This window comes from Myxococcus sp. MISCRS1, from assembly GCF_026626605.1.
In the GTDB taxonomy this organism is placed as follows: Bacteria; Myxococcota; Myxococcia; order Myxococcales; family Myxococcaceae; genus Myxococcus; species Myxococcus fulvus.
In genome coordinates this window covers 2,065,353-2,079,654 of sequence record NZ_JAPNKB010000001.1, presented here as the reverse complement: position 1 = coordinate 2,079,654, position 14,302 = coordinate 2,065,353, and the positions used below count along the sequence as shown (strand labels likewise).

Below are 14,302 nucleotides of genomic sequence, written 5' to 3'. Positions count from 1 at the left end.
CGCGGAGGCTGGAGGTCAGGGCTTCCCCGCAGGGACAAAAAAGACATCGCGAGGTGTGACGCCCGAAGACGTGGTTCGAGGGGGTGTCGAACCTGTATCGATGTTTCGGATTGCGCATCGCGAAATGCTGCGGGCGTCGCGAGTTGCTATTGCGGGACGTGAGGTCTGACGACCTTGCTGTCTTTCATTGTGGGGGGTTCAGATGCGTGCATGGATTCTAGGAGCGTGTGCCTTCGTGGCATTGCCCGCGATGGCGCAGGTCCCGGCTTGGATTTGGCACCGAGGCACCGCGAACGCGGACCGGGGGCGCGCGGTGGCGGCGACCGCCGAGGGCGTCTACTCCACGGGCGAATCGACGGGGTCATTCGATTCGAGTCTTCCCGTGGGAGGCTCCGACGTCGTCGTCACCAAGCACCTGGCCAACGGCACCAAGGTCTGGTCCGTGATGCTCGGCACGACCTCCCTGGAAGTGGGGACGGGCATCGCCACGTACACCGTGCCAGCCACGCCGCAGGTCTACGTCACCGGTTACACCACGGGAGGCTGGGGTGGGGGATTCCAGGGCGTGCAGGACGCCTTCCTGGCCCGGGTGAATCCAGCCAACGGAGCCCTCCAGTGGGTGCGTCAGCTCGGCACCCCGGCGCTGGACCAGGCCCAGGGGGTGGCCACGGACCCCGCGGGCTCCATCTACATGGCGGGGCACACGGCGGGCACGCTGCCGCTCAATACCAGTGCTGGCGGCCAGGATGGGTTCCTGGCCAAGTACGACTCCGCTGGCAACCTGCTCTGGGTCCGCCAGTTCGGCTCGCCACAGTCCGAGGTGGTTCGGGGCGTGGCCGCGGACGCGAACAACGATGTCTATGTCGTCGGCTCCACGACGGGCTCGTTCGGCGCGACCCATGCCGGCTCCACGGACCTGTTCATCGTGAAATACAACAGCGCGGGCGTCCAGCAGTGGCGAAAGCAGATGGGAACGACGGGGTCGGAGTCCATCTACGGTGTCGCCACGTCGCGGCTCGCGAGCGGCGCCATCAACGTCTACGTGGTGGGCTACACGGACGCGGCCTTCGACCTGCAGACCCACCAGGGGGGCCAGGATGCCATCGTCGTGAAGTTCGATGGCGCCGGGAACCGCGTGTGGTCCCGTCAGTTCGGAACGCCCGGCAGTGAGCTGGCCCTCGGCATCGCCTCCGACGGCGGCGCGAACGTCTACATCACGGGGCGCAGCAACTACGACTTCGTCACCAACCTGCCCAACTCCTCGCACGACTTCTTCATGCAGAAGTACGACTCGGGAGGTGGACTGCTGCTCACGCGTCAGTTCGGCTCCACCAACATGAACGACCCCGCGATGCAGGATGACATCGGCAACGGCGTGGCCGCGGACATCAATGACAGCGTCTACGTCACGGGCGCCACCCAGGGCGAGTTCGCCAGCTCCCCGCTGCCGAACGCCGGCGGCGATGACTACGTGGTGTTCCGCTACGAGGATGGCTGTCAGATCAACACCCCGGGCCAGTGCGGTATCGGCTACGGCTGGGGGGACCCGCACCTGGTCACCTTCGACAACCGCAACTACGACTTCCAGGGCGCCGGTGAGTTCATCTTCGTGGAGAGCACGGACACCAACGCGCCCCTGGTCGCGCAGGCGCGCATGCAGCCGTGGGTGAACAACAACCGGGTGACGGTGATGACGGCGGTGGCGACGCGGCTGGGCGCGAGCCGGGTGGGCCTCTACCTGACGACCAGCGGGCACGAGCTGCGCGTCGACGGCGTGCTGACCTCCGTCCCCGTGGGGGACACCATTCCCGTGGCGGGCGGCGGACGCGTCCTGCGTCCGGACGCCGCGTCCTACGTGCTGTCCTACCCGGGCGGGGACAAGGCGCTCGTCAGGCTCAACGGCACGTACATGGACTTCAACTTCGCCCTGAAGCCGACGCGGCGCGGCCGGATTCGCGGCCTGCTGGGCAACTACGACGGCGTCACGACGAACGAGTACGCGCTGCGCAACGGCACCCAGCTGACGCCGACGCTGTCTTTCACCGAGCTCTACGTGGGGCCGACCAGCTTCGCGGCGAGCTGGCGCATCTCCCAGGCGGAGTCCCTCTTCGACTACGCCTCCGGGCAGAGCACGGCGACCTTCACCATCCCGGACTTCCCGGCGGCGCCCGCCACGGTCGCGGACCTGCCCGCGACGGAGCGGGACGCGGCGCGCAACCGGTGCCTCGCGGGGGGCGTCCAGACGGGCGTCTTCCTCGACAGCTGCACCGTGGACGTCGCGGTGACGCAGGACACGGGCTTCATCGCGTCCACGGCCCGGGTGCAGGCCCAGGTCCAGGCCCAGCGCGGCCCCCAGGCGCCGGCCCCCGTGCCCGCGGGGACCCGGCTGTACTTCGCCAACTTCGGCGCCGCGGTGGGCCAGGAGTGGAACACGAACCTCATCTCCAGGTCCCCCAATGGTGCGCAGGCCTTCCTCGGCCCGTTCACCACGGAGGCGGTCCGTCTGACGCTGCCGGCCACGGGCAGGCCCGGCGTCGTCTCACTCAGCTTCGACCTGTACATCCTCGATGCCTGGACGGGTGACAGCGCTCCGGGGACGAACACCTGGTACCTGCAACAGGGGTCCGCCCTGGTGGGCGGAACCTTCTCCAACACGACGAGCACCCAGTCCTACCCGCGGGTCGGCAGCGCGGCCCGCACCGGCTCCATCGCCAACAACACGCTGGGCTACCAGGACGGGGACTCCACCTACCGGTTCAAGTGGCGGTTCGACACGAGCGGGACAACCCCCATCGTGTTGACCTTCTCCCGCTGGAACAACGGGGTCGCCCACCCGCTGCTGGCGGCTCCTTCCTGGGGAATCGACAACGTGGAGCTCGCCCAGGAGTAGCGGCCTGTTCCCGACGCCTCCTCCGGACGCGGCCGCCGGAGGAGCGCGGAGGAGGCAGGGGGCCTCCTCGTGCGCTCACCGCCCGGAAGGCCACGCGAGCATGGCGGTGTCGATGATGGCGTTCAGCTTCTGGGCGGACGCGCCATCACGGGCCTGGATGGACAGGCCCTCCAGCACCGCGGTGTAGAACGCCGCGAGCTTCTCCACGGGCGTGCCGGCGGGCAGCTCCCCCTGCTCCACGCCGCGCCGGAGCCTGCCCTCGAGCGCGCGCTCACCGCTCCGCCGGTTCTTCGCGAGGAACGTCCGGACGGGCTCGTTCTCCGGCGCGCCGAGCAACGACGCGAGGACGATCATGCAGCCCCGGGGCTTGTCGCTGGCCGTGTAGGCGCGGGCGTTGGCGCGCAGCATCTGCTCCACGGCGGCCCGAGCGGTGGGGGCCTCCTCCAGCCCGCGGGAGACGGGCTGCCCCTCGGTCTTGTCGAAGAGCTCGACGGCCTCGCGAAAGAGCGCCTCCTTGCAGCCGAAGATGGCATAGAGGCTGGGCTTGTTGACGCCCATGGCCTCGACGAGGTCCTGGATGGAGGTCCCCTCGTAGCCCCGGGCCCAGAACACGCGCATGGCGGCCTCGAGCGCCTCGTCCCGGTCGAAGCTGCGAGGCCGGCCCAACGGACCGGCGGACTTCTTGCGCGCCTTGCGAGTCGTCATCCTTCCAGGGCCCTCAATCCCGCGACACCGACCCCAATCAACACCAGGCAGAGGATTCGCGCCAGGGAGACGGGCTCGCCGAGGAACATCATCCCCACGAGCGAAACGCCGGACGCACCGAGGCCCACCCAGACCGCATAGGCCGTCCCGATGGGCAGGTGCTTCAACGCGAGGCCCAGCAGCACGAGGCTGGTCAGGGCGATGCCGATGCCGACGACGCTCGGCCACAAGCGCGTCAGTCCCTCGGACTGCTTGAGCGCGAGCGCCCAGGCAATCTCCAGGGCACCCGCGACCACCAGGAGCAGCCACGCCATGGGGGCCTCCTCCTTACCCTGGGCTCAGGCGTTGGTGCCGCTGTCCACCGCGATGGACGCGCCGGTGATGAAGCGTCCGCCGGGGCCCGCGAGGTGACCCACGGTGGCGGCGATGTCGTCGGGGCCGGCGAACTGCTTGATGGCCATCAGCGCCAGCTCCGCTGCGGCCTGGGGCCCGTCGGCCGGGTTCATGTCCGTGTCCGTCGGCCCGGGGTCGACCACGTTCACCGTGATTCCGCGCCCGCCCACGTCGCGGGCCAGCCCCTTCGTCAGGCCAATCAGCGCCGACTTGGTCATCGCATAGAGCGTGACGCCGCCATGGGGCACCCGCTGCGCGAAGCACGTGCCGATGGAGATGATGCGGCCGCCGTCCTTCATGTGGGCGAGCGCGGCCTGCGAGGCGACGAACACCCCCCGGACGTGGATGGAGAGCGTCCGGTCCAGTTCCTCCACGGTGACCGCCTCGAAGGGGCCGAAGGGGAAGACCCCGGCGTTGTTGACCAGGATGTCCAGCCCGCCGAGCTCCGCCGCCGCGCGCTCCACGCTCCTTCGCACGGCGTCCACGTCGCCGCTGTCCGCCTGGATGGCCACGGCGCGCTGTCCCTGTGCCTCCAACTCGGCCACGAGCCGGGCCGCCTTGTCCTCCGAGCGCACGTACGTGAAGGCGACGCGCGCACCCCCCTTCGCCAGATGCCGGACGATGGAGGCGCCGATTCCTCGCGCGCCGCCCGTCACCAATGCCGCCTTGCCCGTGAAGTCACCCATGTGTGTTCTCCCGACTTTTGAACCGGTCGTTCAGAAATGATTACGAGCCGGGAGCCGCGTCGGCAATACTTTCGAACCGAGCGGTTCTAAAACACTGCGTCAGGGCGCCGGCGGGGCCAGGTCCGGGACCATGGGGACCCGCCGGGTCCCGGGGCCATTGGGCGCGGCCACGCTGTCGTTCGCGAAGGTGCGCATCTCGTCTCCTGTTTCGCGCTCGGTCGGGAAATCGCGTTTTGAAAATCCATCCAGGAGAAGTCTGGGATGAGAAGTCGCGCCTCCGCGATGCGCGTCCCGGCGGAAATCTTCACGTGGAGGGCGAATCGAACACTTTGTGGTGACGTGGAGGGCGGGTCGTTACGCTGGCCGGAACTTTCCCCCGTCCCCCCGAGACGCCCCATGCCGACCCTCTTCGACCCGACGAACGCGGGTGACCTGCGACTCTCCAACCGCATCGTGATGGCGCCGCTGACGCGCAACCGCTCGCCTGGCGCCATCCCGCCGGACCTCGCCGTCACCTATTACGCCCAGCGCGCCACCGCCGGCCTGCTCATCAGTGAGGCCACCGCCATCAGCCATCAGGCCCAGGGCTATGCGGACGTCCCGGGGCTGTACGCCCCCGAGCAGCTCGCCGCGTGGAAGAAGGTCACCCAGGCCGTGCACGAGGCGGGCGGCCGCATCGTCACGCAGCTGTGGCACGTGGGGCGTGTGTCGCACACGGAGCTGCAGCCGGGCAACGCGGCGCCCGTGGCGCCCTCGGCTGTCGTGGCGAAGACGCGGACGGTGCTCTTCCGGGACGGCGTCCCCACGTTCGAGCCCACCTCGGTCCCGCGCGCGCTGGAGCTGGCGGAGCTGCCCGGCATCGTGCAGGACTATGTCCGGGCCGCGCGCGCCGCGGTGGAGGTGGCGGGCTTCGATGGCGTGGAGATTCACGGCGCCAATGGCTACCTGCTGGACCAGTTCCTGAAGACGGGCTCCAACGAGCGCACGGACGCGTACGGCGGGAGCATCGAGAACCGCGCCCGGCTGCTGTTGGAGGTCACCCGCGCGGTGGTGGACGCGGTGGGCGCGGGGCGCACCGGCATCCGCCTGTCGCCCGTCACCAACGCCAACGACGCGTTCGACGCGAACCCCCAGCCGCTGTTCGAGCACGTGGTGCGCGAGCTGGCGAAGCTGGGCCTCGCGTACATCCACGTCATCGAGGGTGCCACCGGAGGCCCGCGTGAGCTGGAGGACCGCCCGTTCGACTACGTCGCGTTGAAGAAGGCGTACCGCGACGCGGGCGGCAGGGGCGCCTGGATGGTCAACAACGGCTACGACGGGGAGCTGGCGCGCAAGGCAGTGGAGGCGGGCGCGGACCTGGTCTCCTTCGGCCGGCCGTACATCTCCAACCCGGACCTGGTGCGCCGGCTGCGCGAGAACGCGCCCCTGGCCCCGCTGGACAAGAAGACGCTCTACGGCGGCGGCGCCAAGGGCTACACCGACTACCCCACGCTCTGAGCGGAGGCTGGCGGCGCCGGGCACGCCTCGACGGTGGAGCCGTGCCTTCGGCTCGGGGCAGGGTGCCCCTCAGGGCCCCCACACCGGTCCGCTCGAGGTGACGCTCATGCCCTGCACGTCCGAGCGCAGCGGCGTCAGGGTGACCGCGCCACTGGCGGCGTAGCCGAACGCGCCGCCCGTGCTCTGGATGCCCTTGTCGAAGCGCACCACCGCGCTGCCTTTTGTCGGGTGTGTCATCGTCACCGTGTACGCGGTCGACGTCTCGTTCAGCGCCAGCGTCAGGTTCGCGGCCGCCGTGTCCTTGGCCTGGACCACGTGCAGGAAGTGGCTCACCACCTGGCCCTGCGTCTCCACCTCGCCGCGGAACTGGCCGACGGGGTAGGTGTACGTGCCATTGGGGCGCAGCGGTCCGCGCTCGTCGATGACGCGTCGGATGGGGCTCTCCGGGACGAGCGTGCTCACGCGCAGCTCCTGCGTGCCGCTGGTCGCGGACCAGGTGTTGCCGGAGAGCACCGGGCTCGACGGGAAGTGGATCAGGAACGTCTTGTCCACCGAGGTGTCACCCTGCGAGCTCTCCATCCGGTCGAACACGACGAGCGTGTCGAGCGGCCGCACGAACAGCGCCTCGCGCACCACCCGGCCCGCCGACGGATTGCCGACCTCCGCCTCGCGGTGCGCCCAGTCGTCGCTCACGTCGTACGCGCCCGTGAGGTCCACCACGGCGTAGTGGGCGTGCGTGGACGACTCCAGGCGCAGCATCTGCGGCGCGTGGTGGTAGTAGCCCACCGTGCCCAGCCCGTCGAAGAGCAGGGTGTTGTGCGCCACGGGTGACTCGGTGTCCACGGCCCCCGTGCCCGCGTAGCCGACAATCTGGTTGGCATAGCCCACCGTCTCGCGCGCCAGGAACTCACCGGCCCGCCACAGCTGGAAGCTGCCGGAGTCGCGGTGGGCGTGGCCCGCGTTGGAGGTGATGCCGAACTGCAGGTTCACCATCGTCGCGTCGGGCGCCCACGCCGTCTTCGCGTACACCTGGCCCAGGCCCTCGGCGCGATAGTCGAGCGGCAACGTGGACAAGTCCCGCGCCTGCACCGACGCCAGCGTGTCGCTGTAGACGTAGCGCACCCACCGGTCGTCAATCGGGTGGCCGGTGAGCTCCAGGAAGCGCTTGGCGTAGCCCGCGATGGGCTGGTCCGCCCACTCCTCGATGAGCGGCGCCAGGTAGCTGCCCAAGGACGTCTGCGCGGTGTTGCTCGGGTCCCACCGGCTCAGCCATCGCTCGTCGTCGTTGAACGGGAAGGTCTCATACAGCTGGAACTGTCCCATCCGGCTCGGGCCCGGCGTGGTGGAGTAGATGGACCAGAAGACGGACTCCTTGAAGAAGTCGGTCTGGTCCCACAAATCCTGGCCATACAGGCCGAGCGTGGTGAACGGCACCGTCATGTAGCCGAACGTCCGCCGGCCATACGTGGAGCCCTCGTGGGGCGCGCCGCCCGCGGCCGCTCCGTCGAGATAGGGCTTGAGCGAGAACTTCCAGCGCGAGCTCATCGCGTACTGGAGGAGCTGGTGGGCGTAGGGCTGGTTCTCGTGCCAGCTGGCGATGGCCCACAGGAGCGAGTTGCGGAAGTAGCCCGTGTAGTAGTTGTTGCCCTCCATGCCGATGCCGCCCCAGGGATTGTCATTGAGCGCGGCGATGACGGAGTTCCACCGCGTCAGCAGCAGCGTCTGCTCCGCCGGGAGCAGGTGGGCGAAGCACCAGTCGTAGGTGAGGATGACGGCCTCGCCGTACCAGCGGGCCGGGTCGCTGGAGATGGTGTTCTCGCTGATGGGGACCTGGGTGTTCACCGCCCAGGTGATGGCCGAGCGGCAGGACGCGGCGGCGCCGGTGATGAGCGAGTGCATGGCGGCGTCGATGGCCTGCTCGGGGCCCTGCACGTTCGCCACGGGCGTGTACGGGTTCTGGGCGAAGTACGCCTGGGCCCGCGCCAGCCGGGACGCATTGAACCAGACGCGCGGATGCGCCACCGGGATGGAGAGCACCACCGGAGGCCCGTTGGCGATGGTGAGCTGGATGGGCGCGGAGGTGGTGAGGTTGCCGGCGCGGTCCCTCGCCACCGCCGTCACCGGGAAGGTGCCGTCACCCACCAGCGTGGTGGAGAGGTTGAACCAGTACGGGTAGCTGGTGTCCTCGGCGCCCTGGTCCTGGCCATTCACGCGCAGCCGCACGCCGGCGACGCGGATGTTGTCGTGGGCGTCGACGCGAATCTGCACGGTGCCGCCCACCGTGGTGCCCGTGGCGGGCGAGACAATCTGCACCTGGGGCGGCGTGGTGTCCGGCGGCGGCGCGCTCACGGTGATGGAGATGGGCGCGGAGACGGTGACGTTGCCCGCGGCGTCACGCGCCACGGCGGTGAGCTGGCGCGGGCCGTAGGGCTGGAGCGTCTCCGTGTCGAGCGTCACGGCCCACGGCGCGGCCAGGTCCGCCTCGCCCACCTGGACGCCGTCGAGCTGCACGTGCACCCGGGTGACGCCCACGTCGTCCGTCGCGCTCGCCCGCACGGTGAACGGGCCGCTCACCGTCTCGTTGGGAGCGGGCAGGGTGACCTGTACCTGGGGCGGCGCCGTGTCGACCAGCACGTTGTCGATGGTGATGCGCACCGAGGCGGAGGTGGTGAGGTTGCCGGCCGCGTCGCGCGCGTGCGCCGTCAGGACATGGGCGCCGTTGCGCAGCAGGCGCGTGTCCAGCGCCGCCGACGACAGGTTGCGCCCGTCGATGCGCAGCTGCACGTGGGCCACGCCCACGTTGTCGCTCGCGCTCGTGACGACGTTGATGACTCCGGCCACCGTCGCGCCCGGGGCGGGCGAGGTGATGGCGACGGTGGGCGGCGTGGTGTCCGTGCGGGGCACGGGCGGGGTGTACTCGAGCGTGAGCACCGGCCTGCGCTCCGGCTGCGTCGCGAGGCCCGTGAACACCTTGGCCACCCGGCCCACGCGGGTGTTCGCCAGCATCACCCCCTGGTTGGTCGACGGGTCATCCACCCAGGACTGCACCACCGCCACGTCGAGCGGCACGTCGATGACGTTCACCACGACGGGGAACGCATCCAGCACAAAGGCCTTCCCCGCCACCTGGTCCGTCCCCGCACCGACGGCGCCCAGCCGCTCCCACTCCAGCCCGTCGTCGCGGAACTGCCAGCCCAGCCCCGCCGCCGTCGCGCTCCAGGGCGCCTGGACATAGGTGCCCCGCAGCTCGAAGTCGCCGTTGTAGGTCTCCACGGCCACGCGCAGCGTCGCGCCCTGCACCACCGCGCCGCTCGGAATCCCCAGCTGGGGGAAGCGCAGCAGCGTCTGGACTTCGTAGTCCTCCGTCTGGAACACCCCCAGCAGCGCCTCGTTGCGGTGCGCCGCGCCGTTCTGGGTGATGCCCTGGCTGGTGATGGCCACGGCCTCGGAGGCCGTCACCGGCGTCGTCACCGCCTGAGCGCGGCTCTCCGTGGTGGAAGGCGCGTCTGGCGTCTTCGTGCATCCGAGGAGCACGAGCACGGCGTACAGCCCCATCCACCCGACAAGGCGGCTTGTTCTTGAGTTCATAGGATGACAGTTCCTAGCCTGTCGTTGCGGGGGGCGTCCACCGCGTCGCGGGCCTGGGCTGTCACGTGCCGCCCGGGGGCTTCCCGCTCAGAGCGTGGGCTGGTGTCCCTGGAGCTGGGCCGCCACCTGTCGCTTGAGGGCCTGCAGCTGTTGGAGCTTCGCCTTCAGCTCCTGGCGCATCTCCCGCTCGTCGGTGTGGAGGACCTCGTCGTGCAGCTCCTCGATGCTCTCCGCCAGATTGGCATTGAGGAGGTTCATCTGCTGCTGGGAGAGCTCCAGGACCATGGGACACCTCTGTGTCAGCACAGGCGGAACACGGCAAAGCCTAGCATGCGTGTGCTCGGCGCCCCCAAACCGCGCCCGGCGCCAATGCCTGTCGGAGTGTCGGCTGGCCCACAGCCTGAATCCCGAGTCCCGGCCGGCGTCGCGCGTCATCGACGGGCGCGAGCGCTTCCAATGGACTCGGGGGCGGACCCCACCCCCTACGGGCTTCCCGAGGGGATGGGGCACTGCCTGTCGGCGTGGCGCCCCGGTGAGTCGGGGCGCCCGTGCCGCTTGCTTCGGGGACTAACGCAGCGCGATGAGCGAGGCGACCAGCAGCGAGACGACGCTCATCACCTTGATGAGGATGGCGACGCCCGGGCCGGAGGTGTCCTTGAACGGGTCGCCCACCATGTCGCCGACGACGGCGGCCTTGTGGACGTGCGAGCCCTTCGCGTGGCCCGGCAGCTTGCCCTTCTCGATGTACTTCTTGGCGTTGTCCCACGCGCCACCGGCGTTGGCCATGTAGAGCGCCATGGTGGCGCCGACCACGAGCGCGCCGGCCAAGAGGCCCGCGAGCGCCTGGGGCCCGAGCAGGTAGCCCACCACGGGCGGGGCGACGACGGCGATGAGGCCCGGGAAGATCATCTCGCGCAGGGCGCTCTTGGTCGCGATGTCGACGATCTTCTTCGGGTCGGGGTCCGCCTTGAGCTCCATCAGGCCCGGAATCTCACGGAACTGACGGCCAATCTCCTCGACGATGGCGCCCGCGGCGCGGCCCACCGCGAGCATCGTCGACGCGCCGACGAGGAACGGGAGGATGGAGCCCAGCAGCATGCCCACGATGACGTTGGGGTTGGTGAGCAGCAGGCTCATCTCCGGCAGGCCGGCGGCGACGCGCGTGTGGTTGACCTCCAGGTTGAAGGCGGAGAACAGCGCGATGACCGTCAGCGTCGCCGAGCCGATGGCGAAGCCCTTGCCGATGGCCGCCGTGGTGTTGCCCACCGCGTCCAGCTCGTCGGTGATGGCGCGGACCTCGGGGCCCAGGCCGGACATCTCGGAGATGCCGCCGGCGTTGTCGGAGATGGGGCCGTACGCGTCCACCGTCATCACGACGGCGGTGCCGCCGAGCATGCCCACCGCGGACAGGGCGATGCCGTACAGGCCCAGCGCCTGGTCGGCGATGTAGGCCACCAGGGCGATGGTCGCCATGGAGATGCCCACGCTCTCCATGCCCACCGCGAGGCCGCGGATGAGGTTGGTGCCGGCGCCGGTGATGGAGGCCTCGGCGATGCGCTGCACCGGCCGGGCGGAGGTGTAGTAGTCGGTGACCAGGCCGATGATGGCGCCGCCGAACGCGCCCGCGGCCAGGGCCACGGTGATGTTCTGGGACAGGCCGAACACGTTCATCATGACGAACGACAGGCCCACCAGGATGACCGGCGGCATGATGAGCGCGCTGCGCAGCACCTGCGCGGGGTTCATGGCCTTGAGCGCGCGCGCGATGAAGATGCTCAGCACGCTGACGACGAGGCCCACCGCGGAGAGCACCAGCGGCAGCACCACGCCGGCAACCTTCGCCGTGCTCGCGGACGTCCCCTCGACGGCCAGCCGCGACAGCTCCGTGGCGTTGGCCGTCAGGGCGATGGCCATGGCGGCGACGATGGCGGCGACCATGGACTCGTAGATGTCCGCGCCCATGCCGGCCACGTCGCCCACGTTGTCACCCACGTTGTCGGCGATGACGCCGGGGTTGCGCGGGTCGTCCTCGGGGATGTTCTCGATGACCTTGCCGGCGATGTCGGAGCCGACGTCGGCCGCCTTGGTGTAGATGCCGCCGCCCACGCGCGCGAACAGCGCGATGGAGCTGGCGCCCACGGCGAACGAGTGGAGGATGGGGGACAGCTCCGGGTGACCCTGGAAGGCGTAGTAGATGCCGCCCATGCCCACCAGGCCCAGGCCCGCCACCGCCAGGCCCATCACCGCGCCGCCATCCAGCGCGACCAGCAGCGCGTTCGGCTTGGAGCCCGTGCGCGCGGCCTGCGCGGTGCGCACGTTGGCGAACGTGGCGGCCTTCATGCCGATGTAGCCGGCGAGCAGCGAGAGGAACGCGCCCACCACGAAGCTCACGGCCGCCAGCTTGCCCAGCGCCAGGCCGATGAGGACCGCGAGCACCGCGCAGTAGATGGCGAGCACCTTGTACTCGCGCACGAGGAACGCCATCGCGCCTTCACGGATGTAGCCCGCGATGCGGTTCATCGTCGCGTCGCCGTCCGGCAGGGACTTGACGCGGAAGTAGAAGAACGCAGCGAAGAGCAAGCCCACGGCGCCGACGACGCTTGGTGCGACTGCCCAGAAACTCGACTCGAGACTCGACAACTCCATCCATTCTCTCCAGAGCAGTCCCGGGGATTGACGTCTCGCCCCCGCTGGGTCGCTCGTTGCCGCACAGTTGGTGTGCAGGGCCTATACGGGATTTCCGTACGCGCTGGGAGCCTCCTCTGAGCGGATAAGGGGGTGGGGCCGTCCCCGGGGGGAGTGGGGTGGGGCCGGGGGGATGGTGGGTCGGCCGGGCTTCGGGGGCCTCCCGAGAGGAGAACCCGCTCTCACGGGCGGCCGCTGGCGGGGTGCGCCATGGCGTTGGTTTGAGTCGGAAGGAAATCCCAGGAGGGGAATTGTGTGGGACTGTCGGTGAATATCGGCGGTCCGGGCGCCCTATCGTGGCTACCATGGGCGCGGGAGCTTCCCTGCTTCCGTAGGACCTTCCACGTCCGTTGCCGCCATGGAACTGCAGGTCATCGAGGTGATGCTCAACTCCCAGGACCTGGCGAAGGTGCCGCTGGGAGGCCATGAGGGCATCGCGGCGCGCTTGCGGGAGGCGCTGGCGGCGGTGGGGTTGGGGACGGTGACGGGCGCGAGCGCCGGGGGCGGCGTGGCCATCGTCGACGTGTCGGTGCCGAAGGAGCGCGTCCCGGAGGCGCTCGGCTTCCTGAAGCAGCAGCTGCGCTTGTGCGGCGCGCCGCGCACCACGGTGCTGAGCGTGGATGACACGGAGGTGCCCATCGGCGGGGACGAGCCGTGGGGGAGGCGGACCTCGCGTCCGGACTGAGGCCCCGGCACGCGCCCTCGCTGGGAGGAGGCGCGCGCTCGGGGGGGCTGCTTCGCTCAGAGGATGGGCGGCAGCTCCTGCTGGAGCTCGGCGCTGGTGCGCCAGCCCGCGGGCTTCAGGGGGGTGACGAACTCCAGGGTGCCGTTGGAGAGCGACACGCCGGCGGTGGTGTCCGCGCGCAGGTGGATGCGCTGGACCTTCTCGTGCAGCGCGCGGCGGGCCTCTCCGTCGCGGGCGAGCGTGCCCAGCGCCTCGAGGACCCGGGTGGCCAGGAACGCGAGCGCGCGCAGGGCCTCGGCGCTGGTGGCGCTCGAGCCCGGGGTGAGCGCGAGGGGGACGGGGCGCTCCAGGAGGGCGCCCAGCTTCTCGCTGTCCTTGTGCAGCTGGCGGCGCAGCTGGAGCGGGGAGGGGATGGGGGCGTCGTCGACGCGGATGAAGCCCAGGTAGCCCGCGTCCAGCACGCTGACGCACTCGATGTGGTTCACGTTGACGATGACCGCGTTGGCTTCGCGGTCCCGCTCCTCCTGCAAGAGCAGGGAGCGGCCCTCGCGCGAGTCCTCGAGGATGTCCCGGACGGTGCCCGTGAAGTACGTGCCGCTGTGCAGCGACACCGTCACGCGCGGGGGGAGCAGGGGGATGCCCGCCTGTCGACGGCTGGCGATGCGCAGGAGCGCCTGGAGCGTCGTCTCCAGTCCCCGGGGCTTCATGTCCAGGAAGGCCGCCAGCGGGTCGTCCGGGCGCGACAGCTCCGGCTCGGACTGCAGGGCGCGCTGGATGCCCTCTCGGCGGTCATGGATGTCGTCCAGGTTGGTGCAGGGCTCGTGGTCCAGGGTGAGCACGCCGTCGACGAACGAGGCGAAGCTGGAGCCGGAGACGTTGCCCGCGACGTTCTGGATGACCAGGCGCTTGAGCGAGCCCTGGACGAACTCGCGGCCCAGCTCGTCCTCCGTCAGCGATTCGAGCGCCTGGAAGAGCGGCGTGAAGTACACCTTCGTCCACGCCTCCTCGTAGATGTCCGCGTAGCCGTCGGCGCAGAGGCTGGCCCAGTCGACATTCACCGGCACCTTGAAGCCGGCGACCTCGGCCAGCTGCTTCTCGAGCTGGGGAAACTGCGTCTCCTCGAACGACTTCGCCGCCTTGCGCTCCGCGAGTCCCATGGATGTCTCCGTTGGT

The 14,302-nt window shown here is 70.0% G+C and carries 10 protein-coding genes; 3 read left to right on the top strand and 7 right to left on the bottom strand.

Annotated elements, in window-relative coordinates; all coding sequences use genetic code 11:
* The first annotated feature begins 235 nt into the window (after positions 1-235).
* Positions 236-2,890: an SBBP repeat-containing protein gene (locus OWM54_RS07850; protein ID WP_267697085.1), complete on the top strand. Its 2,655-nt coding sequence runs from the start codon at positions 236-238 to the stop codon at positions 2,888-2,890.
* 75 nt (positions 2,891-2,965) lie between these two features.
* Here OWM54_RS07850 and OWM54_RS07845 read toward each other — a convergent pair whose 3' ends face one another.
* From OWM54_RS07845 to OWM54_RS07835, 3 genes are read right to left on the bottom strand one after another with little or no spacing between them, the layout of a single operon-like run.
* The gene (locus tag OWM54_RS07845; protein ID WP_223748908.1) at positions 2,966-3,595 is read right to left on the bottom strand and encodes a TetR/AcrR family transcriptional regulator; all 630 of its coding nucleotides are present in this window, start codon (positions 3,593-3,595) and stop codon (positions 2,966-2,968) included.
* The gene (locus tag OWM54_RS07840; protein ID WP_223748909.1) at positions 3,592-3,909 is read right to left on the bottom strand and encodes a DMT family transporter; all 318 of its coding nucleotides are present in this window, start codon (positions 3,907-3,909) and stop codon (positions 3,592-3,594) included. Before OWM54_RS07840 ends, OWM54_RS07845 begins: the two co-directional genes overlap by 4 nt.
* 24 nt (positions 3,910-3,933) lie before the next feature.
* A complete protein-coding gene (locus tag OWM54_RS07835) occupies positions 3,934-4,674 on the bottom strand; it encodes an SDR family oxidoreductase (RefSeq protein ID WP_223748910.1) in 741 nt (246 codons plus the stop codon).
* 396 nt (positions 4,675-5,070) lie between these two features.
* On the opposite strand from OWM54_RS07835, the gene OWM54_RS07830 reads away from it, so the two are divergent.
* Positions 5,071-6,171 carry an alkene reductase gene (locus OWM54_RS07830; protein WP_223785280.1) on the top strand — a complete coding sequence of 367 codons (1,101 nt, stop codon included), beginning with the start codon at positions 5,071-5,073 and terminating at the stop codon, positions 6,169-6,171.
* A 69-nt stretch (positions 6,172-6,240) separates the two neighbouring features.
* Here OWM54_RS07830 and OWM54_RS07825 read toward each other — a convergent pair whose 3' ends face one another.
* The 3 genes from OWM54_RS07825 to OWM54_RS07815 form a co-directional block, all read right to left on the bottom strand.
* Complete coding sequence (locus tag OWM54_RS07825) at positions 6,241-9,759, bottom strand: Ig-like domain-containing protein (protein ID WP_267697084.1); 3,519 nt, start codon at positions 9,757-9,759, stop codon at positions 6,241-6,243.
* Between the two features lie 87 nt (positions 9,760-9,846).
* Complete coding sequence (locus tag OWM54_RS07820; protein WP_223748913.1) at positions 9,847-10,044, bottom strand: hypothetical protein; 198 nt, start codon at positions 10,042-10,044, stop codon at positions 9,847-9,849.
* 282 nt (positions 10,045-10,326) lie between these two features.
* Positions 10,327-12,405 carry a sodium-translocating pyrophosphatase gene (locus OWM54_RS07815; RefSeq protein ID WP_223785282.1) on the bottom strand — a complete coding sequence of 693 codons (2,079 nt, stop codon included), beginning with the start codon at positions 12,403-12,405 and terminating at the stop codon, positions 10,327-10,329.
* 397 nt (positions 12,406-12,802) lie between these two features.
* On the opposite strand from OWM54_RS07815, the gene OWM54_RS07810 reads away from it, so the two are divergent.
* Positions 12,803-13,129: a hypothetical protein gene (locus tag OWM54_RS07810; RefSeq protein WP_141333038.1), complete on the top strand. Its 327-nt coding sequence runs from the start codon at positions 12,803-12,805 to the stop codon at positions 13,127-13,129.
* Positions 13,130-13,185: 56 nt separating this feature from the next.
* On the opposite strand, the gene OWM54_RS07805 is transcribed toward OWM54_RS07810, so the two are convergent.
* Positions 13,186-14,286, bottom strand: a complete 1,101-nt coding sequence (locus tag OWM54_RS07805; RefSeq protein ID WP_267697083.1) for a hypothetical protein — start codon at positions 14,284-14,286, stop codon at positions 13,186-13,188.
* Positions 14,287-14,302: the final 16 nt, after the last annotated feature.

Bases quoted from the DNA above. Each gene is read 5' to 3' on its own strand.
- OWM54_RS07845 (WP_223748908.1), bottom strand. From the start codon at position 3,595: ATGACGACTCGCAAGGCGCGCAAGAAGTCCGCCGGTCCGTTGGGCCGG.
- OWM54_RS07840 (WP_223748909.1), bottom strand. From the start codon at position 3,909: ATGGCGTGGCTGCTCCTGGTGGTCGCGGGTGCCCTGGAGATTGCCTGG.
- OWM54_RS07835 (WP_223748910.1), bottom strand. From the start codon at position 4,674: ATGGGTGACTTCACGGGCAAGGCGGCATTGGTGACGGGCGGCGCGCGA.
- OWM54_RS07830 (WP_223785280.1), top strand. From the start codon at position 5,071: ATGCCGACCCTCTTCGACCCGACGAACGCGGGTGACCTGCGACTCTCC.
- OWM54_RS07825 (WP_267697084.1), bottom strand. From the start codon at position 9,759: ATGAACTCAAGAACAAGCCGCCTTGTCGGGTGGATGGGGCTGTACGCC.
- OWM54_RS07820 (WP_223748913.1), bottom strand. From the start codon at position 10,044: ATGGTCCTGGAGCTCTCCCAGCAGCAGATGAACCTCCTCAATGCCAAT.
- OWM54_RS07815 (WP_223785282.1), bottom strand. From the start codon at position 12,405: ATGGAGTTGTCGAGTCTCGAGTCGAGTTTCTGGGCAGTCGCACCAAGC.
- OWM54_RS07810 (WP_141333038.1), top strand. From the start codon at position 12,803: ATGGAACTGCAGGTCATCGAGGTGATGCTCAACTCCCAGGACCTGGCG.
- OWM54_RS07805 (WP_267697083.1), bottom strand. From the start codon at position 14,286: ATGGGACTCGCGGAGCGCAAGGCGGCGAAGTCGTTCGAGGAGACGCAG.